This window comes from Luteolibacter sp. LG18, from assembly GCF_036322585.1.
Taxonomy (GTDB): Bacteria; Verrucomicrobiota; Verrucomicrobiia; order Verrucomicrobiales; family Akkermansiaceae; genus Luteolibacter.
In genome coordinates this window covers 2,447,008-2,468,123 of the sequence record NZ_AP024600.1, presented here as the reverse complement: position 1 = coordinate 2,468,123, position 21,116 = coordinate 2,447,008, and the positions used below count along the sequence as shown (strand labels likewise).

The following is a 21,116-nucleotide window of genomic DNA, read 5'->3' as shown; positions in this document are numbered from 1 at the left end:
ACAGCCCCCCGCCTTCAATCCGCGAATCCCTCCGCAATCCCCCGCTGGAGGTCTCCTCCCCCGACCACCCCCTCCCCCATCGACAGAACCCGCACGCCCTGCTCGTATCGGGGCCGGTCCTTTTGTCTGTCATGCGTCTATTGCTTACCACCATCGCCCTGTCGGCCACCGCCTTTGCCGTGGAATCCCTGCCGCTCATCCCGCAACCGCGCTCCGTGCAGCGGGCGGACGGCACCTTCAAGCTCCCCGCCACCGTCGGCATCAGCGCCCCGGACGAGCTGAAAAACGAGGCCAGCTACCTCGGCACCCGCCTGAAGAACGGCCTCGGCCACCCCGTGTCCCTCGACAAGGCTGGCCCGATCAAGCTCGCCATCGCCTCCGGCCTGCCCGCCGAGGGCTACCGCCTCAAGGTCACCCCACAGGGCGCGCTCATCGAGGGTGGCGACTCCGCCGGCGTCTTCTACGGCGTGCAGACCCTGCTCCAGCTCCTGCCACCGCAGGTTTATGGCAATGACGCCGCCAACAAGCCGGTGGCCGCCGATCTCGCCTGCGTCTCCGTCGAGGACGCCCCCGCCTTCCCGTGGCGCGGCCTGCACCTCGACACCGCCCGCCATTTCATGCCGAAGGAGTTCGTCCTGAAGTACCTCGACGTGATGGCCACCCAGAAGATGAACCGCTTCCACTGGCACATCGTGGACTCGGAAGGCTGGCGTCTGGAGATCAAGAAGTACCCGAAGCTCACCCAGGTCGGCCAGGACCAGCCCGCGTCCTATCCCGGCGAGGACCCCACCGACCACTCGGTGAAGGCGAAGTTCCACTACGGCAGTTTCCACGGCGGCGGCTTCTACACCCAGGAGGACGTGAAGGAAGTCGTCGAGCACGCGGCGAAGCTCCACATCACCATCATGCCGGAGATCGAGTTCCCCGCGCACGCCATGGTCATGCTCACCGCCTATCCGGAGTTCTCCACCACCGGCAAGGCCCCCGTGGTGAAGTCGAACCACTCGCCGGATCTCATCAATGTCGATGAAAAGTCCCTCAACTTCCTCAAGGACATCCTGGATGAAACGATGGCCCTGTTCCCAGGCAAGTGGATCCATTTCGGCGGCGACGAAGCCCCGAAGGGCCAGTGGAAACAGAGCGAATACATCCAGCAGCGCATCAAGGAACTCGGCCTGAAGGACGAGAACGCCCTCCAGAGCTGGCTCTTCGAGCAGATGTCCGCCCACGTCGCGAAGCAAGGCCGCGTTGCCGTCGGCTGGGAGGAAATCACCCACGGTGGCACGCCGAAAAACGCCGTGGTCATGCCCTGGCTCTCCATGGGCACCGCCGCCAAGGTCGCCAACGAGGGCAACCCCGTCATCCTCTGCCCCGTCGGCCCGCTCTATTTCGACTCCTACCAGACCAGCGATCCGGGCGACAACCAGGCGCTCTACAAAGGCCCCATCACCCTGCGCTCCGTCTACAACTTCAACTGCGACCTGCCCAACGTGGCCGCGGACAAGAAGCAGAACCTATGGGGTGCCCAGGCCCAGCTCTGGACCGAGCTGATGCCGAAGCCCGAACACGTCGAATACCAGGCCTACCCGCGCGCCGTCGCCCTCGGCGAAACCACCTGGACGATCGCCGCGAACAAGGACTTCAAGAGCTTCCAGCAACGCCTCGCCGTCCACGCCAAGCGCCTCGACGCGATGAAGGTGAACTACCGCAAGCTCGAGCCGCTGCCACCCGTCCAGTGGGACAAGGCCGCCCTCAGCCCCGCCCGCACCGACGTCACCCTGGAAGGCCCGCTCGCCGGCCCCCTCGCCCCCGGCACCTACACCGCCACCCCCGCCTATGAAAGCGGCGGCTTCGGCCTGTGGTTCGACAAGATCGAGCTCCTCGCCGATGGCAAGGTCATCGCCACCGACGCCCACCGCGGCTTCACCGGTGGCCAACCGAAAAACGCCGCCTACACCCTGGAGGTGAAATCCGCCGTCCCCGCCACCGCGAAGCTCACGCTGCGCGCCACCGCGGACAGCCACGAAGGCACCGACTCCACCGACTCCACCGGCTCCATCAACTTCCGCAAGGCGGACTGACCGCCTTTTCTCCCACCCCTATCGAAACGACCGGCGAGGACACTCCTTGCCGGTCGTTTTGCGTCTATCGCACCCACCCCAGCGCCGCGATCAACCGGCCACGCAGCACCGCCGCCTCCGCCGCCAGCGCGCGTTGCTCGCCCTCATACTCGCGCCGCCCCTCCGGCGTCTCGATCCGCACCGGCACCCGGCCCCACGCGCCGAGATCATACGGGCTCGCCCGCATGTCCAGGTCCCGCAGTTTCACCGCCAGCTCGAAACAATCCAGCAGCAGCTCCGCGCCGATCCACGGCATCGACTTCGCCGCCCACTTGTAGAGGTCCATGTTCGCGTGGATGCACGCCGGTTGCTCGAAGCCCGGGCGATCCATCAGCGTCGGCTGCAGCCGGTTCAGCGGCTGGGCCTCCGGCGCGAAAAACCGGAACGCGTCGAAATGCGAGCACACCACCGGCCGCGATTCCACCACCGCGTCGATCTCCTCCTGCGGCAGCCGCAGCGGCGTCGTCTTCTCATGGCGCACCTCCTTGCCGCGATACACCATCGCCCACTCGTGCAGCCCGTGGCACGCGAAGTTCGGCGCGCGGTCCCGCGTGGCCTCCAGCAGCTCCAGCGTCCACCGCAGCCGCTGCCGGTCCTTCTCCACCAGCAGCCCCGCGTCCAGGAACGCCACCCCGCCCGTCACCCGGTAAGGCTCCCGCGTGAACGCCTCCGGCACCTCCTCCCCCACCTCCAGCGCCGTCCCCATCCCCGGATGCCACGCCTCCAGCTTCCCGAAGGAAAACGGATAGTACACGAACAGGAAATCATCGATCGGGTGCGGCACCCGCCGTCCCCTCCGCTCCCGCGCCGGAAGCGTCCACCGCTCCGCCCGCGCCCGGTGCGCGCGCTCCCGCTCCCGCCAGGCGGCGGCGGACAGGAAAGCAGGCGCGTCAGTGACCATGCCCCAACCCAGCACAGCTTCGCCCTGGCACTAAGCACGAAATCCAAAATCCCAAACGATGAGATCCCCCGGTCCGCCTCTTCTCTGATCACTGCTGACTGATCATTTCTCCGATTGGAACCAAGCGCCGCCTTTGGAATCGAACCTGCATTGACTGGCCCGGCGGAAAGCCCCTATCTTCGACGCTCGCCATGAAACGCGCCTCCTCCCTTCCCATCACCCGCGGCGGCATCCTGCAACTTTCCACCTGGATCATCCTGGCGGGCAGCACCCTCACCCTCACGAGCTGCGATTCCTCCGAACGCCAGGCCCGCCAGGCCCAGGCCAACTACGAGTCCGAGTCGAAGCGCCTCATCGCCGAGCTCGACGACCAGCGCGACCAGCTCCTCTCCGGCCAAGTGCCGAACAACTTCCGCATCGACGACGTCGGCTACTACCACGCCGCCTCCCATGACTTCTACGAGCACTCCTACAACAAGCAGCAGGATGGAAAATGGTTCGTCAACAACACCTGGGCCGAAGCCCCCGGCCCCGAAGACGTCCCCGCCAGCCGCCCCTCGCCCGAGGCCCTGAAGCGCGTCGACGACGCCCTCGCCAAACAACAGCAGAAACTCGACGCCACCGCCGAGCAGGCCGTCCAATACCAGAACCAGAGCCACTCCTCCGGCCCCGGCCTCGGCACCGCCCTCGCCATGTACTGGCTCCTCTCCGGAAACCGCGGTTCCTACTCCCCCGGCCCCGGCTTCTCCAGCTTCAGCCAGCGCGCCCCGCTCTTCGAGAGCAACTACCGCCGCCAGCGCGACGAACAGGCCCGCACCTCCTCCTACAGCTACGGCGGCGGCAGCTCCTCCCGCACCACCACCTCCGGCTCCTCCTACGGCTCACGCAGTAGTACCACCTCTTCCAGCTCCTCCCACGACAGCGGCGGCAGCGATTCCCACTCATCCTCCGGCACCACCTCGCGCCCCTCCTCCGGCTCCTCCTCGTCCACCACCAGCGGCAGCCACGCCTCCTCCTCCTCGGGCAGCACCTCATCCGGCAGCACCCACTCCTCCTCCAGCTCCTCGCCCTCCTCCCGCGGCGGCTTCGGCAGCAGCGGCGGCAGCTCCTCCTCTTCCTGATCCCCTCTCCATTCGCGTCGATTCGCGTTGATTCGCGGTTTCATTTTCCCTCCATGCCCGATCACCCCATCCGCATCCAGGAACGCCTGCGCCGCCACAACTGGAAGGAACGCGTCGAACAAGCCGGCCTCACCTGGCACAGCGCGGACGGCCAGCCCTACTGGGCCGAAGGCCGCCACGTCACCCTCTCCCTCGCCGCCGCCGAGGTCCTCGAGGACGCCGCCAACGAACTCCACCGGCTCTGCCTCCACGCCTGCGAGGAAATCATCGCCCGCGGCTGGTGGGACCGCCTCGCCCTCCCCGCCGCCGCCATTCCCCTCATCGAGGAATCCTGGCGCGCCGGCGATGTTCCGCTCTACGGCCGCTTCGATCTCGCCTGGAACGGGCAAGGCCCGCCGAAGCTCCTCGAATACAACGCCGACACCCCCACCTCCCTGCTCGAAGCCGCCGTCATCCAATGGCAATGGCTGGAGGACACCACCCCGCACCTCGACCAGCTCAATTCCCTCCACGAGGCCCTCGTCGAACGCTGGTCCCTCTTCCCCGAGCCCCTCATCCACTTCGCCTGCGTCTGGGACTCCCACGAGGACCGCCAGACCATTGCCTACCTCGCCGAAACCGCCGGACAAGCCGGCAAGGAAACCGTCATGCTTGGCATGCACGAACTCGGCGTCCACCCGGACGGCTATTTCACCGACCTCGAGGAACGCCGCATCCAGCGCCTCTTCAAGCTCTACCCTTGGGAATGGATGGCCGCGGAGGACTCCTTCCGCCACGTCCCCGCGCACCGCGCCCTCTTCACCGAGCCGATCTGGAAAATGCTCCTTTCGAACAAGGGCCTCCTCCCCATCCTCTGGGAACTCAATCCCGGCCACCCGCTGCTCCTGCCCGCCTCGCTCGATTTCGCCGATCTCCAGCGCGCCGGCATCGACCGCTACGTCGCCAAGCCCCTGCTCGGCCGCGAGGGCGCCAACGTCCGCATCTTCGAACAAGGCCGCATCACCGCGGACTCCGGCGGCGACTACACGGACAGCCCGCTCGTCTACCAGCAAAAGGCCGACCTCCTCCAGGACGGCCACCGCTCCTGCGTCTGGGGTGCCTGGATGGTCGGCGACACCTGCCGCGGCCTCTCCGTCCGCGAGGACGACGGCCCCATCACCCGCAACACCAGCCGCTTCCTCGCCCACGCCCTGGAAGGGTGAGCCTGAGTGCCCGGCGCTCCCCGGGAGCTGGAATTTTCCTCGCATCCTCCGCGCGTCGCCACATTTTCGCCGCGCCCATGATAAGACTTCACCTGATTATCCTCACCCTTTTCAGCCTCATCCTCCAGGCGCATGCAGGCTCCTCCGGCATGACCTGGGGCAGCGAAACCCTGGCGGACAAAACCACGTGGACCAATTCCGCGAGCTACTCCGGGGATTGGGCGCGCATGGTACTGACCGAAGGACGCAACCCCTTCGTCGTCTATCTCGACCGGACCGCCGCACCGTGCCTGCGGAGCGTGGTCTGGGAGAACGGCAACCGCCGGGACGATCTGATGTTCACTCTGCCGACTGAAATCGACACGCTCCGTGTGGTCTCGAGCGGCAGCCACATCGCCGTCGCGTGGGCCTACTACAGCAATACCTACCGGACCATCCTCTGCTCGCGCCGCACCGCCACCGGCTGGACCACGCCGGAGATCGTATTCTCGAACTCGCTCTCCACCAGTTGGGACCTCGCCATGACCTCCGACGGCGAACCGTTCGTGGTGGTCACGAAGGATGGGACCGGCTTCGGCTCCACCCAGGTGAAACTCCTGAAACACCAGGGCTCGGCATGGACCGAGGAAAACGTGCTCCAGCAAACGGGCTCCATTGGGAAAATCGCACTCCTCGTCTCACCCGGCGATGCGGTGACGATCGCATGGGCATCCGTCACGGACCAGAACGCGGCCCAAGCCTACTACGCGGTCAAGGCCGGGAGCCAGTGGACCCGGCTCGCCGCCACCGGTGCAGGCACGCTCGGCGCGCTCTTCGCCGGCCCCTCCGGTGAGCCATACCTGATCGGCACTCCGGGAATGAACTATCCCCCGGTATTCCTGCCGCTCCTCCCGGACGGCAGCGGCGTGGCCGTCCCGATCCCCGGCGATAACCTCGACGTCAGCAGTGCAGCCACCGCCCCGGATGGCACCATCCGCGCCACCCAGCTTGGAAACCTGATCTCCCGCATCAATGGCGTGTGGAGCATCTCGCCATGCCCCTCTTCCTATCAGGTGCTGGCGGATGCCGATGGCGCCTTCCATCTCCTCGGGCAGGACCAATCCCTCCTGCGCTACGAAACCCTAATCCCGCAGACCTGGGACACCCCCGAAGACCTCACCACCTATGAACAGGGCAGCGCCACTCTCGATTCCCTCGCACTCGATCCAGCGGGCGATCCCAAACTCTTCGCCTGGCTGACCAGTGAACTGAAGTTTTCCAAAACCGGCGGTCTGTGGCAGTCCGCTGTGGTGGACCTGCCCAGCCCGGGATGGAACTATGCCTATGACAATCTGGGCGTACTCCAAGCCTTCAACGGCGCGACCGGTAAATACGCCACCCCGGGCAGCGATGGAAAAATGCAAATCAGCAGCTTGCCCGTATCCGTCACCTCCTCCAGCTCGGACAATGTTTATGCGCTCGCGATCGATGGCGCCAAGCGGCCGCATGTCGGGTTCTACACCGGCATGGGCACCTCTTCCGCAGCCATCATGTATGCCGTGAAGACCGGCAGCACATGGACCGTAGAGACCGTCACCTCGACGGGGTCATCCGGCCAGCAATGTGCTCTCGCGTTGGATCCCGGAGGCGTTTCGTGGATGTTCACCGAGAAAGGGCTCTTCCGACGTGGCGCGTCCGGTTGGGTCCACGAATACGCGGCGACGAACTGCAAGATCCCGGGCCTCGGCATCGCCAGCGATGGTATGGTTCACGCCGTATTCTGCAACAACGGTTGGCTCTACTCACTCGCCGGGAAAAACGGCAGCTACACGCTCGGCAAGCTGGACTACGTGGACGTGCTCTCCACTCAGATCGGCTTCGCCATGGCCGGCAACCGCCCGATGGTGATCTACCGCCGTCTTCTGGATTACGGCCTGACACGCAATGTGCTCGTCCATGCCGAGAAGGTGGGCAATCGCTGGCGGCAGCGCTTCATCACACCAGTGGCCAACAACACGAAGTTCGGCTCCCAAATCAAACTCGCGGCGGACTCCCGCGGTGGCCTGACCCTCGCCGCAACCCGGAACGAAACACGGGGCAGCTACTCCCGCACCACCCTGCTCGCCTGCCACAACAGCCTCCCCGATCCCGAGCCAGCCGCCCTGGCGCTCCTGCTATCCGTGACGCCGGAAGGACGCCACCGTTTCAGCATGAATCTGGACACCGCACCCTACTGGCGGCCCATCGTCCTGCAATCCTCGCCCGATCTCTCCGCATGGACCTCCCTGTTCCGCATCGGTGCCGACTTCGCCTCCTTCCCCCTGGTGGAAGGCCTCTCGATCCGTGGCGATGCCTTCCGCACCGGCCTGATCTTCGATGCCCCGGCAGGCGCCGCCCACCACTTCATGCGCCTGGCCCCCGTCACCCCCTGACCACGGGATAGCCACCACCGCGGGAATTTCGCAAAATCCTTCACATTCCTCTTGCACAACCCGGCTCCGCCCGACTAGGTTCCCGCCCCGCCCCGCAAGGGGTGACCAAATGGAATCGCGGGATGGAGCAGCCCGGTAGCTCGTCAGGCTCATAACCTGAAGGTCGTAGGTTCAAATCCTACTCCCGCAACCAATGAAAGCCGTTGAATTCGAAAGAGTTCAACGGCTTTCGCCTTTTAGGACCGGTGATCCCAAAATGCAGCGAAATGCACCAAAATGCGCGCTTTTGGCGATTCTATTGCACGGAGTGTTGCACGGAAAAATCCGGGCTAATGCTCCACTGAAGCATCGCCCGGTTGATGCCGGATGCTATCAAACCTCATCCACTAGATCGGGGGATTGGTCCGCTAGAAGGTTTCTCCCTGAGCGATCTCGCGCAGGTGAATTTCCACCGATGGCCATCGTTTCAGAAGATGGGCCGCCCACCGACGTTTGGCAGCCCTTACGCTTCTTGCCTCGGGTCGAACCCTTTCGGGAAAGCTCCCGGCCAACAGGTTTCCCAGCGACAGATCGCGAAGTGGTGCTCGAATGCTATTTGTAAATTGGATTCCGAAGAGACCGCGAGCAGTCGATGCTGCAACATCGTTGCCGGGAAGGGCCCCATTCTGGAGGATCTTCACCAGTTCGCTGCTGAGCTGAAGTGCGGCCAGAATCTCCGTCCCGGAGGGCCTCGCTAAGGCACAAGCTAGAGGTTTGGGAATGTCGATAGCGATCTCCTCACCGAACAATGACAATTGGGTGTATATGGTTTCGGCCATACAGTTACTATGGCGTCAAAAACCTGAGGCAAATTATTTCACAACATACTGATAATTAGCGAAATATTCTTGAACCTCGCTAAGCGCCATACGCATTCTATGCGTATGACGCTTTGGCGCGGAGTCCCCGGCTCACCCATCGACCCTAGGGGGATTCCCGCTGGCTACCTTCCTATCCCTATTGCCAATCGCCCTCGATCCGGAGTGCTGCCGTCTACAGACGGTTTGTGTAGGTGGGTGGACTTGGAGTCGGGCGGGAAAGAAAACATGCCAGCTATCGGAGAGCTCCTCGAAGAATGCTGGAAGATGGCGCAAAGGGAGTGGCTCAATGACCTACGGGAGCACAATTGGAGCGAATCCTGTAAAGTCGCTGGCGTCTCTAAAAGAACCTGGGAAGGGTGGGAGCAAGGAAGACCGATGCCATACTTTCGGGCAGCGCTTCTTGCCCATCGGTTCTGGTGGCAGCAAGCAGAGTTCGTTTGTAAACAGCGGAGGCTTTGGCGCTAGCCACCTCACCCAACGGACCGGCCTTTACACCGGCACCATGGACTAAATCTCCATGAGCACTCCGTGAGTGCTCCATGCAAAATCATGGAGTGTCACAGCCGCGCTCGGTAGTTGCCCTTCGGAGCGAGCCGCCAATTAGCCTGATTGATCACGGATGGCTCGGAGATCACCGAGAGGAACCGGACCATGGTTGCGGCAGGATTTCATCTTTTCGGTTTCTGGTGTTTGTCAGAGTGACGGCGCTCTCACTTCGGAGCTCCCAGCTTGATCCACTCCTTGATCGCATCGCATGTGGCGGTGGGCACCGAGGGCAGAGGATAGGGTGGCATGCTCTTCGTTTTCAGCATTCCAAGGATAGGGCTCTTGTCGGGGTTCTGAAGATCCACCTTCCTCATCAGCCCCTCATAGGTGGTGAAGTCGTGCTGGGTGCCGGAGCCGTGGCAGGGCATGCACTGGACCTCGATGAGGTTCTTCTTCAGCCACGTGTAGGTAAGATCCTCCCGGCGATAGGAAAGCGGCGCGCTCACGGGACGATCCGCCGTAGCGCGACCGTACAATTGATCGAAATAGGTGACAATGTTCTGATAGGTATCCCCGTTCGAATCGCGCTCCGGGACCACCAGCGTGACGCTCTTTCCTTCTGGCGCAACAGGCGCGGCGGAGTGATCCGCCATCAGATGGTTGAGGGTGAAATAAGCATCGAGAGGAAGCGGCTGCGCCTTGGCGTCTTCCAGCCTCGCATGCACCTGGAGGCACATGGCGGGTTGCAGATCGGGGATTTCCAGAAACACCGATCCATCACCGACCGGATGAACGGAACGAACCGCGAGGCGGTCATGACCGATCTTGTCCGGATTTCTCACCGAGTATTCGGGAGAACCATAGGTTCTGGGCGTGTCGAGGTAGTTCCACTCCTGCACGAACCATTGATCGGGCGCGGGGAGCTTGCCGGAGAGTCCGTGATTGAACGTCAACAACAGCCCGTTCCGGCACGCTTTCCAGCCCGTGAGCACGGTTGCATCCCGGCCGGTCCAGCGGACGCGGTGGAGGCATCCTTCACTGGTCGCATAGTCCCCCCACCCATCCAGTCCCGCGACAAACACCTGCCCATCGCGTGGCTGCACGGCACCCCGGCATGCTCCGCTGGAGAAATTCCCCGGCATGGGCACCAAGGCCGCCTGGGGAGTTCCTTCCGCCGCATCACGCACCATGTAGTACCACGTGCCGGTCCCGTAGCTGACGCCCAGAAGGGATTGCCCCAACGGCCCGAAGCGGGACTCCTCCATGAATAGACGTCTGCCGGGAGAATTGTCCACGCCCCGTGGCAGATACATGATGCGCCGACGCTTGGCGGTGGTGTTCTTGTTCTCCACATGCTCGGACTCGAAGATCGTGCAGGTGCCATTGTTGCTGTCTCCCTCGGATGAATCCGAGAGCACCAGCCCATCCTTGCGAACCGCCATTCCCAGCGGATTCCGAGATCCCTCACCGACCTTCGCAAGGCCGGTGCCATCCGCCGCGAGGCGGAAGATTCCCGATCTGGAATTGAAGTAGAAATTGCCCGCCGCATCCCGCTGCAGGTCCCGGCCACATTCATCCGCATACGGGATGTCCTCGCGGCTGAACCGTTCATAGTAGTCCGCCTCGCCATCGCCATTCAGATCCACCAAACGGAAGATGAAGTGCCGCGCGCTCGCATGGGGCACACCGTCCACCACCACGACCCCCATCGGTAGATCCAATCCGGAAGCATAGCGCTTCCAAACGACGTTCTTGAGGTCGCCTTCCAAGCCAGTGACCTTCCACACGTCTCCGACCAAGGTCGAGATATAGGCGGTTCCATCCTCCGCAAAAGCGATGCCGCTGAGGGTCATCGGCGTGCGATAGGGGTTGTTCTCCATCGGCAGTGGAATGTCATCGATGACATACGCGCCGCCGCGGCTTGCAGGATCGGCATCAAGTCTGCCTGAGACGGTGATGGTCTGCGGAAACCGCGACGGACCACCTCCCAGACAGGAGAATGGAGCGGAATTCTTCATTGGCATCGGTATCGCCGCGAGCGCCTCCTTGGCCACCGCCACCTCTTTCTCCACACCACTCCAGCTCATCACCAGCAGCCGCGCGCCGACCGGTGCTGCTGTCAAAAGGAGGCTGCCATTCTCGTTCCGTGCATCGACCGAGAGGCCACTGCCCACGATGAGGCGATAGAGAGCCACCACATCTCCGGCTTGGCAGCGCAGGAACTGCTCGCCGGTTCCCCCTCCCGTCTCCGCGCTCCACTTCACCGCGGCTCCTTTGGCCAGATCGGCGATCTGCGGCAACCGGAACTCCATCCCCCCCTGTGTGGCCGACACGAACTCGAAATCACGGGAAAGAAACCGCTGGGAACCATCCTTCGAAAGAACCACAGAGGGACGCTCCAGAAGTTGCGCGCCTGCCACCTCGGAACGGAAGACGGCGGATGATCCCTGCACATAGTAGCCGGCAAATCGGCCCGTTTTCTTGCCATCCTTCAGCCAATCTCCACCGGAGGCAGCCAGTGTCGCTTTGCCGGTGACATCCAATCGAAACCCGAATCGATCCACGGCGAATCCGAAATTGTGCCGTGGAACGGACAGCTTCGCCTTCGGGTAAAAACCCTCGAACGAATCCGTGAGCCCATTGAACACGATCACCGCCGGATCATCGCTGGGACCCGCCAGGACATGAAACAACCCCTTGCCCAGACGCGAAGTGACAGCGGTGAAGTCCGGCCCCTTCGGTCGGTCGTATGCACCGGAATCACGGTCGTTGGTTCCGCCCCAATGGCCGCGACGTCCGCCATCCAACTCGGGAAATGGAGGCAGGACATCCGGCTTGTCGGAGGGATTGGTGAGATAATAGTCCCCCTGCCGGGCATAGAAATCGTAGATCCGGTAGCGGTTCACGGCAGCTTCAGTGAAACGCTTTCCTTCACGACCACCGCTGGTCGCGTAGTAGGGAAGTGGGCTCAGATCGCTTCGCAGCGACAGTGCCTCATAGGCACTCGCACCCGCGCACACCCCTGCCATCGGGATGAGCAAGGCGCACGCGGTCAAAACGAGTGAATCAACAGGAGAGGATCTCATGAATGTGGCTCTGGCAGGGGGAAGAAAATCTTACTTCAAGGTTGCAGCCGTCTTACGCACGAACTCGACGCTCTGGCGGACGTCGGGAACGCTTTTTTCCCAATTCGTTTCATATTCGATGAAGAGGCATCCTTGGAACTTCTGCCGCTTGAGCTCGCCGAGCACAGCCGGAATGTCGAGCACCCCGCGACCGAGAATCTGATCGGTAGTCGCCTTGCCGATGGCGGTCCGGTCCTTGATGTGCAGATTGATGACCCGGCCTTCGAGCGTCTTCAGGCATTCGACCGGATTCAGCCCGGAGGTCGCCCAATGGCCTATATCGGAGCACGAGCCGATGCGGGGATCATGGTCTTTCACAAGGTCCTTCACATAGGACGGGTCCCACAGCTTGTAGTTCGGGTCACCGGGTTTTTTCGGATGATTGTGGAAACCAACGCGGAAATCGAACTCCTTCACCATCTTCTCGATGGTGTCCAAGGACTCGACGGACTCGGTGGTCAGGGACCGGGCTCCGATTTTTTTTGCGAATGTGAAGAGGGTTCGCGCCTTGCCCTCGTCTTTCGGAATCGCAGTGAAACAACTGATGTTGACGATGCCGCTCTTCCGGATGTGCTCCACCAATGCCGCGATTTTTTCCTCGCTCATGTTTGCATCCAGTGGAGTTGAATCCTGCGGACCCAGGCTTTTACCCAAACACAATTCGATGGAGTTCCCTCCGGCCTCGGCCGTCTTCTCGATGGCCTCATGAATAGAGAACAGCCGGAAGGTGTAGCTCTGGCAGCCGATCTTCACTTCTGCGTTTTCCCCGACAGGATCAGCTCCGAAGGCACCGGCCGAAACTGCCAGCCCGCTGGCGATTATCGCCAGGAATCGGCCGCGCGTCATGACGGGAGGAACGCAGGTGGATGTACGATTATGGATCATGGTGTAGTAGTAGAGTCTACGGGATGCTTCAGGCCGTTCTCTGCGACCCCGAGATCAGCCCCTGCAATGATTGTCTCACGGAATTTTCCGAGCCGAACGGTACGAATCCAAATCGCTCGGCGAGCTCGACGCATTCATCCACCGGACGCAGCCCGGCGGAGGGAGAAGGATCACCAAGGGATGCGGCGGCCGTGCATGTGGCAATATGAAGGCAGCGCCCGATCGCCAGATTCTCATGAATGCCGTGAAGGAACCCTGCGGCGAAGGCATCCCCCGCTCCGGTGGCACCTGCGATGAAATCCGGGGGAAGACGCAAGGCGGCCTGGGTGGCCGTCTCTCCATTGCTCGATGCGCATACGGCTCCTCTGGAGGAGTGGATCGTCACCGTGCATCTGACACCCAATTTCAAGATGGCCATCGCCGCAGACATCATCTGCTCCGGACTGTCCGCCGACAATGAAGCATCGAGCACCTTGGATGCCTCCAATTCGTTGAGCAGCAGATGATCGGTATAATGCAGGGAAGCGAGGACCAGCTCACGATAGGAAGAGTGGTCGACGCTGACGAGATCCACAGCAGTGATCATGCCCGCGGAGGACGCCGCCTCCAGCAGCCGGGAAGCCCCACTTCTTCCGGAATCATCGAATGTATCCAGCCCCGCCAGCAACATGAGGTAGCCGAGATAAAAAATGCAGGCCTTGCTGGCCCGAATCTCTTGTTCATCCACCGCGAAGAGATCGTTGGCTCCCCTTTGATGGAAGAACGTGCGTCTGCCGCTGTCACGGACGGTCATCGCATCGGTATACGACGTTGGCTGGCATGAGGAGATCCGAAGCTGGCCGACATCGATTCCATGGGCGGAACAATCGCGGATAATCCATCGCCCATCCGCATCGTCCCCGACCATGCCGCAGGCATGGAGCGGGTAACCCACCTGCATTGCCGCGAGGTCCTTCAGGATGTTGTAGGGACCTCCCCCATTCGAATGGCACTCGCTGAGGATATGAACCAAAGTGTCCTGTTCCGGGAACGAATCGATGATCTTCACGTGATCCACGATGAAGTTCCCGGCGGCGAAGATGCCTCTGCGTTTGGAACTCATACCCTGGAAGCTGCTTGGGGTGATTTTGCCAAACAGACGACGGAGCCCTGAACATGAGCTTCCAGGGCTGCGGCGAAAATCTCATGCGACGCCACCGCCTCCTCCGGCGTGGCACAGCCAAAGCGGTTACCCAAATCCCCTTCCCGCTCCATCAGGTAAGCCGCCCACATCTGCTGGATGACATCAGGGAATCCCGGCTCAAAGATGCCTCCGGTGACCGTCTTGAACTGGGTGGAGAATCCCAGGTCCGTCCTCTTCCACCATTGTTCCTTGGCGCGTTCGAAAACGTGCAAGGTCTTGGGCTCGGCCGTGCTGAAGCGGACACCACCGTCGGTGCCCAGGACTTCGATGAACCACGTGTTGGTCGCGCCGGGTGCCATCCGTTTCATCTCCAACCTCAGCGGCACCTCCTGCCCTTCCGCCATCGTCCATCCATGGATCACCGCGTTGTCCCAGGTATCGCACTCGACCATGCCATCCCTGCCATCAGGACGGCGGGGCCATCCCTTCTGGAGCTGGGCGAAGACCAGGCGGGGCATCCAGCCAAGGCGTAGCGGGATGTGACATGCGTGCATCCCGAGGTCGTTGAGCACGCCGCCCTCTCCGCAGGTCGCGCTGATCCGCTTCCAGTTCGCAGGCTTGTGGGGATCAAGGTCGCTGCTGTGATGAAAGCCGCAGGTGATCTCCAGAATGCGGCCGAGACTGCCCCCGCGCGCCATTTCCACCGCCCGTTGAGCTCCTGGGAAGAACGGCATTTCCGAGCTGCAGCGCACGAATCTGCCACTGCTCCGGACCGCATCCAGAATCCTGCGCGCGGAAGCCAGGTCGATGCCAAAGGGTTTCTCCGCGAACAGATCCTTTCCGGATGCGAGCACATCGAGATAAATCCTCTCGTGCAAATGGTGGGGAACAGCCACGTAGACCACATCGATCCTCGAATCAGCCAGAAGCTCCTTGTAGTCGGTCGTCTTGAGCGTGCAGGACGGAATGCAGTCGAACCATTCGAGAGTCGCCGGATTGAGGTCGGCCACGGCCGAGAGCACGGGGCGGACAGTGACGTCGGCAAGCGCGCACCAGCGTGCGAAGGCGCTCGCCATTTCACGGCCCATGAGACCGCCGCCGATGATGCCAATATGGATGTCTTTCATGAGGGATAGGTGGATTCGATGCTGCCGGATGGCTTTTTCTCCCGCCGGTAGGCACGGGCGAGCAGCGTGACGGGCTGCTCCACGGCGACATTGATTCCCGCAGCCCGCAGGCCGGAGACGATGTGCAGGTGGCAGCCGGGATTGGAGGTGGCCACGATCAAGGCACCGGTGCCCGCGATATGGCCGATCTTCCGTTCCTGCAGCCGTGCCGATTGCTCAGGTTGCGTGATGCTGTAGACACCCGCACTGCCACAGCACCACGAAGCCTCCGGAAGCTCGATGTAACGCAAACCGGGAATGAGCTTCAGAATCGCTCTCGGCTGGCTGACCACCTTCTGGCCGTGGGCAAGGTGGCAGGAATCGTGGTAGGTAACCGAGGTCTCGGTTTCGAAGGGTGATGCCGTGGGTATCCGTGGATGAATGTCCACCAGCCACTCGTGGATGTCCTTCACCTTCCGGTCCCACTCTTTCGCACGATCTGCATACCGGTGGTCCCCCGCAAGGAGGGTGGAATAGTGGCGAAGGTGGGAGCCACAGCCACCGGCATTGGTGATGATGGCATCATAGTCTCCGGGCGGAATCAGATCGATCATCCGGCGGGCGAGTGAAGCCGCCATTCCGAGTTCGCCATTGTGCGCGTGCAGGGAACCGCAGCATGGCTGCCACTCCTGCGTGTGCACGGAACAGCCATTGGCCAGCAGAACATCCGCTGTATCCCGGTTGATCGAACTGAATGCGAGATCCTGGATGCATCCGGTCAGGAGCGCCACGCGGCACCTTGCGTGCGTGGCTGGCTCCTCCGCCGCAGCGATCAGATCGCTGGAGAACTTCGATTCGATCCGTGGCGTCTGGGGTTCCAGCCGCCGCAGATCCGCAGGGAGCAGTCGGGTCAGCCCGAGACGGCGCACCAGACGATCCAAGCCGGTCTTCTGATAAAGATGCAGGGCACGGCCCATCCATCTCAAAAGCCGCGGCCGCATGAACAACACGCGCAGCACCAGCGTGCGCCAGAAGATCCGTGACGGGGTATCCCGGATGCCCTGTTGCTCGATGTCGGCCCGTGCCGTTTCAAAGAGGCGGGCATAGTCCACTCCAGCAGGGCAGGCGCTTTGACATGCGAGGCAGCCAAGGCAGTAGCTCATTTCCGCGGCAAACTCCTCGCCCATTTCCAGCTCCCCATCCGCAATACTCCGCATGAGGGAGATCCGACCACGGGGGCTGTTCCGCTCGCGCCGGGTGGCATCATAGGTGGGGCATGTGGGCAGACACATCCCGCAATGCATGCACTGCTGGAGAATGGAGTAATCGATCTGATGAAGGGAGGTTTCCATGGCGCTCAATCGAAGATCTTCCCGGGGTTCATGATGCCCGCTGGATCGAGGGCGCGCTTGAACGTCTTCATCAGCTCGTAGCTGGCATCTCCCATCTGCCGCCTCAGCCATGGCTTCTTGGCGAGGCCCACCCCGTGTTCTCCGGTGATGGTGCCGCCAAGCGCCAAGGTCTTTTCCACAATCTCGTCCAGGGCTTGATGCACCCGCTCCATCTCTTCCGCATCACGCTCGTCGGTCAGGAAGGTCGGATGGAGATTGCCGTCCCCCATGTGGCCGAAAGTGCCGACCATCAACCGGTGTTTCGCGGCGATTCCGGCGATGTATCCGACCATCTCCGCGAGCGAAGAACGCGGCACCGTGACGTCTTCCAAGATGGTGGTGGGCCGCATCCTGGCGAGCGCCGAGAACGCGCTGCGACGCGCGGTCGCCAGTTGCTGGGCTTCCGCGGCGTCTGCTGCCGTGCGGATTTCCCGTGCTCCATGGCGGCTCGCAATATCCCCCATGCGGACCGCCTCTTCCTCCACCACCACGGGATGCCCGTCCGTCTCCATGAGCAACAAGGCACCACAGTCGACAGGCAGACCGATGCGCGCGAAGTCCTCCACGCAGCGCACGGTCATCTGGTCCAGAAACTCAAGCGTGCAGGGAATGATCTTCTCCGCAATGATGGCGGAAACGGTTTCCGCCGCATCCTCCATCCGATCAAAGACGGCGAGCATGGTCTTCCGCGCCCTGGGACGTGGCAGAAGCTTCAGCAGGATTTCGGTGATCACACCGAGCGTGCCTTCCGACCCGATGAACACATCCTTCAGCGAATAGCCCGCCACATCCTTCACGCAGGCATTGCCCAGCCGGGCGATGCTTCCGTCCGGCAGCACCACCTCCAGACCCATGACGTAATCGCGGGTCACGCCATATTTGAGACCACGGAGGCCACCGGAATTCTCAGCCACATTGCCACCGATCGTGCTGATCTTCATGGAACCCGGGTCCGGCGGATAGAAGAGCCCATGGAGGGCCGCCGTTTCATCCACTTTCAGAGTCGTGACTCCCGGCTGCACCCGCAGCGTGAGGTTCGCCGGGTCGACCTGAAGCACCTGGTCCATGCGGATCAGGCAGAGCACCAGACATTCCGTGACCGGTACGCTTCCACCACTCAGACCCGTGCCCGATCCACGGGAAACCACCGGAACACCGTGCCTCGTGGCAATGCGAACGCACTCCGCCACCTGGAGCGTGTCCGCTGGAAACACCACCGCCCCGGGCGATTGCTTCAAAGCTGCGGTGCCGTCGAACCCATACGGCAGGGTGTCCTCCGGTTTGGTCAGGACATGTTCCCCGCCGAGGCAGGCACGCAGTTCGCTGAAAATGGATTCTTTCAATGGCATGAGGCAGGGGGGTCAAATGAGAGCCAATGCCGCATCCACTCCGGCACCGTCATGAACCATCGCCATCAGCGAGCGGGTGATCCCGGCCGGGCTCGGGTGCTGGATCACATTGCGCCCGTAAACAATACCGGATGCGCCCTGCTCCAACAGGCCCGCGGTGCGCTCCAGGATCTCGCGATCACTCACGCGTCCCCCGCCGCGCACCAATACCGGGATACCGGACGCCACTTCGATCACCTGATGGTAGGCAGCCACCTCTTCGGTCGGGTCTGCTTTGATGACATCCGCCCCCAGTTCGACCGCCTGCCGCACAAGGTGGATGATCTTCACCACATCGCCATCCACCTGGTAGCCTCCGGCTTCGTGATTCGGTCTGAAAACAAGTGGCTCCACCATCATCGGCATGCCGTAGTAATCGGCCTGGGGCTTGAGACGCAGGATGTTCTCCACGCACTGGGCATGGACCTCGGGAGCCCCGGGAATCTGGAAAAGATTCACACAGACGCATGCTGCATCATGGCGCACCGCCTGGAGCATGGTCTCCTCGATCATGAGGCTGAAGCGGGACGCAGGAAGCTCCTTCCCGTAGACATTCGCGACGTCCGTCCGCAAAACCAACGAGGGTTTCTGCCGCCCCGGCAAGCCCTGGAGATGCCGGGCCTGCCCGACAGTGAGTTGGATCGCATCCGGTCCGGCATCCACGAGGGTCTTCACAACCTCCCGCATGTCCTCGATGCCTTGGAGAAATCCGGGTTGGTTGAAGAAGCCGTGATCCACGGCCACATCGAAACATCTGCCGGACTTCGCGTTGAAAAGCCGGTTGAGGCGATAGGATTTCATGGTCGTTGCTGGATTCATTTCACTCCCATGAGGTGCTTCATCACCGCGAATTCGAGTGCCTCGTAATCGCGGGCCTCCACGAACTGCCTCTCCAGTTCACGGTCCCAAGTGCGGACCTTGTCCACCAGATGGAGGAAGATCGCGCGGCTGTTGGTGAGATGCTCGGTGACACAATTCCCCGCCTGGGTGCGCATCGCTTTCACATCGAGACCGATGAACTCGCCCTTGTTTCCATAGCCCGCTTCTTCAAGCACCCGGACCTGGTTGAAAGCCGCCCGCAGGTTGGCCGCGCCGAAGTTCTTGTCCTGGTCATACTTCAGGCCGTTCTGGTCATTGAGATGGACGCTTCCCAGCTTGTCATGAGCGAGGGCGAACGCCATCTCGTCCCCGGGGTCGAGTCCGGCGAGAAGTGCGTGAGCGGACTCGATCAATCCCTTGACGCGCCTCGGGTCCGTGGACGCATAGGCAAGGGCCACCGCATGGCCGATGGTCGGGACATAGGCATGGTCGGTGGGCTCGTTCGGCTTTGGCTCGATCCAGATCTCGATCTCCTTGTCGTATTCCAGCATCGCATTGAGCGTCGCGAGAATGCGTTCATAGGCCACACGGGGATTCTTGCTTTCGCGTATATAAGTGCCCTCACGGGACAGCCAGAGGACAACAGCCTTCGATCCGATCTCACGCGCGATATCAATCGTGCGCATCGTGCGATCGAAGGCATAGCGGCGGTGCGCTTCAGTGTTGGAGGTGTAGCCGCCATCCACCGTTTCAGGCGTGAACCAGAGGCGCGGAGCCACGAACTCCGGCACCAGCCCTTGGTTGCCGAGCATGGCCTTCACCTCGGCGCACTTGCGGCCGATCTGATCCGGAGTCCGGTTGTCAATGTCCGGCACCACATCATCGTCGTGAAATTGGACTCCCTCGAACCCAAGAGGCCGGTAGAGGGCGAATTTCTCCTCGTGGGGAAATGCCGGGCGGACTTCGGGTCCGAAGGGATCGGCCCCTTCACTGATATTCCAAGGCCCGAAAGAAAACCGGTAGTTGCTGTTCATCGGCCACAGCAAACCCGATCGGCCGCTTCTTCTCTACGATTCCGATCTCCACCCCTGCGATGATTGTCTCACCCCATCTTTACCGATTCCAAAAATCGTGCCATCATCATCCCAATGCGTGGCATTCGTGAGAAAATCCTTCCACCGGGCGGACACTCGTTCCGCCTGATCAAATGGGATCGAAGCCTTGATGAGGTGGAATCGGTTATCGCACCGGATCGCTCCATCCGCATCGCAGGTTCTGGAAACCGCTGGCATTTCCATACGGAGATGGAGCTGACCCTGTTCCTCCGTGGCCAGGGAACGAAGTTTGTGGGTGATCACATCGGTCCGTTTGCGGACGGTGACTTGGTGCTGCTCGGGGAAAGACTGCCTCACTACTGGCATACCAAGGGGCCATCCGAAGGAATCTCGGTGCAGTTCCATTTTCCACAGGATCATCCGTTCTGGGGCTTCCCGGAGAACTCGCCTGCGGAGCGCCTTTTTCAGCTCGCCGGTCACGGTATGTCCATCTCCGGAAAAACCGCCCAGGTGATTTCATCCCTGATGCAGGAACTAGCCAAGAACGCAGGAGCGGCACAGCTCGGCATCCTCCTCATCATTCTCGCACGGCTGAGCGAAGCACCTGCCAGGGACCTGAAGCGGCTCTCGGAAAGAGGATTCAATCTTCCGAACGAGTCGCCTTACCAAGATGCGATGGCGAGAGCCGTGCGGCATCTGGTGGCGAATTTCCGCGAGGAAATCAAACTGGAGGATTTGTTGTCCCTGACACGAATGACCCGCCCGACTTTCGCCCGGCAGTTTAAAAAACACTCCGGGCATTCCTACAGCGGCTTCCTGAACCGGCTGCGGGTGCAGGCCGCCTGTCGCGAGTTGGAAAACAGCGAACGGGGCATTCTGGACATCTCCCTGGCGTGCGGTTTCCCGCACGTTTCGTTTTTCAACCGGTTGTTCCGCCGGGAGATGAAATGCAACCCGACCGAATATCGTTTGAAATCCCGCTCCAGGAAGAAGGGACGAAAATAGGACCATCTCACTCGATGAACCCAAGGCCGGTTTTACACCCGGAAGATTCGGTTCATTGAAGCCGATGCGTTTGAGAACGCCGCTCTCACACCCATCCATGGAGATTGTTACAGGGCTC

15 protein-coding genes and 1 tRNA gene are annotated in these 21,116 nt (G+C 61.9%); 6 read left to right on the top strand and 10 right to left on the bottom strand.

All coding sequences use genetic code 11. The annotated features are described in order from the left end of the window. Nucleotides 1-131: 131 nt before the first annotated feature. On the top strand, nt 132-2,081 hold the full coding sequence (locus tag llg_RS10310) for a beta-N-acetylhexosaminidase (protein ID WP_338289805.1): 1,950 nt from the start codon (nt 132-134) through the stop codon (nt 2,079-2,081). Between the two features lie 64 nt (nt 2,082-2,145). On the opposite strand, the gene llg_RS10305 is transcribed toward llg_RS10310, so the two are convergent. After that, on the bottom strand, nt 2,146-3,021 hold the full coding sequence (locus llg_RS10305) for a hypothetical protein (RefSeq protein WP_338289803.1): 876 nt from the start codon (nt 3,019-3,021) through the stop codon (nt 2,146-2,148). A gap of 191 nt (nt 3,022-3,212) precedes the next feature. On the opposite strand from llg_RS10305, the gene llg_RS10300 reads away from it, so the two are divergent. The 4 genes from llg_RS10300 to llg_RS10285 all read left to right on the top strand — a co-directional run bounded on the left by llg_RS10300 (nt 3,213) and on the right by llg_RS10285 (nt 7,948). Further along, nucleotides 3,213-4,142, top strand: a complete 930-nt coding sequence (locus tag llg_RS10300; protein WP_338289802.1) for a hypothetical protein — start codon at nt 3,213-3,215, stop codon at nt 4,140-4,142. Nucleotides 4,143-4,195: 53 nt separating this feature from the next. Next, nucleotides 4,196-5,344 carry a glutathionylspermidine synthase family protein gene (locus tag llg_RS10295; protein ID WP_338289801.1) on the top strand — a complete coding sequence of 383 codons (1,149 nt, stop codon included), beginning with the start codon at nt 4,196-4,198 and terminating at the stop codon, nt 5,342-5,344. Between the two features lie 77 nt (nt 5,345-5,421). Further along, entirely contained in the window at nt 5,422-7,755 is a 2,334-nt protein-coding gene (locus llg_RS10290; RefSeq protein ID WP_338289800.1) for a hypothetical protein, read from the top strand. Nucleotides 7,756-7,871: 116 nt separating this feature from the next. Then, nucleotides 7,872-7,948: transfer RNA gene (locus llg_RS10285), tRNA-Met, on the top strand. Between the two features lie 214 nt (nt 7,949-8,162). On the opposite strand, the gene llg_RS10280 is transcribed toward llg_RS10285, so the two are convergent. The 9 genes from llg_RS10280 to llg_RS10240 all read right to left on the bottom strand — a co-directional run bounded on the left by llg_RS10280 (nt 8,163) and on the right by llg_RS10240 (nt 19,972). After that, complete coding sequence (locus tag llg_RS10280) at nt 8,163-8,573, bottom strand: hypothetical protein (protein WP_338289799.1); 411 nt, start codon at nt 8,571-8,573, stop codon at nt 8,163-8,165. A 752-nt stretch (nt 8,574-9,325) separates the two neighbouring features. Next, complete coding sequence (locus tag llg_RS10275) at nt 9,326-12,187, bottom strand: hypothetical protein (RefSeq protein ID WP_338289797.1); 2,862 nt, start codon at nt 12,185-12,187, stop codon at nt 9,326-9,328. 30 nt (nt 12,188-12,217) lie between these two features. Further along, entirely contained in the window at nt 12,218-13,072 is an 855-nt protein-coding gene (locus llg_RS10270; RefSeq protein ID WP_338289796.1) for a TIM barrel protein, read from the bottom strand. A 67-nt stretch (nt 13,073-13,139) separates the two neighbouring features. Further along, complete coding sequence (locus llg_RS10265; RefSeq protein WP_338289794.1) at nt 13,140-14,213, bottom strand: carbohydrate kinase family protein; 1,074 nt, start codon at nt 14,211-14,213, stop codon at nt 13,140-13,142. Then, complete coding sequence (locus tag llg_RS10260; RefSeq protein ID WP_338289793.1) at nt 14,210-15,361, bottom strand: Gfo/Idh/MocA family oxidoreductase; 1,152 nt, start codon at nt 15,359-15,361, stop codon at nt 14,210-14,212. Before llg_RS10260 ends, llg_RS10265 begins: the two co-directional genes overlap by 4 nt. Then, complete coding sequence (locus tag llg_RS10255; RefSeq protein ID WP_345789197.1) at nt 15,358-16,632, bottom strand: (Fe-S)-binding protein; 1,275 nt, start codon at nt 16,630-16,632, stop codon at nt 15,358-15,360. Before llg_RS10255 ends, llg_RS10260 begins: the two co-directional genes overlap by 4 nt. Nucleotides 16,633-16,697: 65 nt before the next feature. Continuing rightward, nucleotides 16,698-18,080 carry an FAD-linked oxidase C-terminal domain-containing protein gene (locus llg_RS10250; protein WP_338289791.1) on the bottom strand — a complete coding sequence of 461 codons (1,383 nt, stop codon included), beginning with the start codon at nt 18,078-18,080 and terminating at the stop codon, nt 16,698-16,700. 12 nt (nt 18,081-18,092) lie between these two features. Then, a complete protein-coding gene (locus llg_RS10245) occupies nt 18,093-18,920 on the bottom strand; it encodes an aldolase (RefSeq protein ID WP_338289790.1) in 828 nt (275 codons plus the stop codon). Between the two features lie 14 nt (nt 18,921-18,934). Then, a complete protein-coding gene (locus tag llg_RS10240) occupies nt 18,935-19,972 on the bottom strand; it encodes a TIM barrel protein (protein WP_345789195.1) in 1,038 nt (345 codons plus the stop codon). 114 nt (nt 19,973-20,086) lie between these two features. Between llg_RS10240 and llg_RS10235 the strand changes: the two genes are divergently transcribed. Next, nucleotides 20,087-20,998 (top strand): AraC family transcriptional regulator, encoded by a 912-nt coding sequence (locus llg_RS10235; RefSeq protein WP_338289787.1) that lies wholly within the window; start codon nt 20,087-20,089, stop codon nt 20,996-20,998. The last annotated feature ends 118 nt before the right edge of the window (nt 20,999-21,116 follow it).